Here is a 630-nt window from a genome sequence, read left to right as displayed (position 1 = left end):
CAGGTGCCGCACTCCGTGGCCGGTCACCAGATGCCGGGCCAGGATGCCGCCCAGCACACCGGTTCCGCCGGTGATCAAGACTGCCTTGTCCGGGTCAAGGTCCTGCGGGACCAGGAGGACGTTCTTGCCGATGGTGCGGCCCTGGCCGAGGGTGCGGAACGCCGAGCGGGCCTGGGCCAGGGACCACGAGCGGACCGGCGGCAGTCGAAGCACGCCGCGCTCGAACAGCCCCACCAGCACGAGCAGCATCTCCTGCAGCCGGTCCGGGCCCGCCTCCGACAGGTCGAAGGAACGGTAACGGATGTCCGGGCGGCCCAGGTCCTGCCGTAGGTCCGCCTTGCCCATCTCGATGAACCGGCCCTCGGGGGCCAGCAACCGAACTGAGGCGTCGATGAACTCACCCGCCAGCGAGTTGAGGACCACGTGCATGCCGCGACCGGCGAAGACCCGCTCGAACTCCAGGTCCCTGGAGGAGGCGACATGCTCGACGCCCAGGTCCCGCACCACGTCCCACTTGGGACGGCTCGCCGTGGCGTGCACGTCCGCGCCCAGATGCCGCGCGATCTGCACCGCCGCCATGCCCACGCCACCGGCCGCGGCGTGGATCAGCACGTTCTCCCCCGCGCTCAA

The 630-nt window shown here is 70.8% G+C and carries 1 protein-coding gene; it reads right to left on the bottom strand.

The genetic code is table 11. The features are described from left to right. The coding region (locus P3X83_RS43200) for a zinc-binding dehydrogenase (protein ID WP_277311263.1) at positions 1 to 612 on the bottom strand (612 nt) is incomplete at its 3' end. Positions 613 to 630 lie beyond the last annotated feature (18 nt).

The sequence above is a fragment of the Spongiactinospora sp. TRM90649 genome (assembly GCF_029382225.1).
Lineage (GTDB): Bacteria > Actinomycetota > Actinomycetes > Streptosporangiales > Streptosporangiaceae > Spongiactinospora.
The sequence above is the reverse complement of the archived record's forward strand: the minus strand, read 5'-3'. Positions and strand labels throughout refer to the sequence as shown.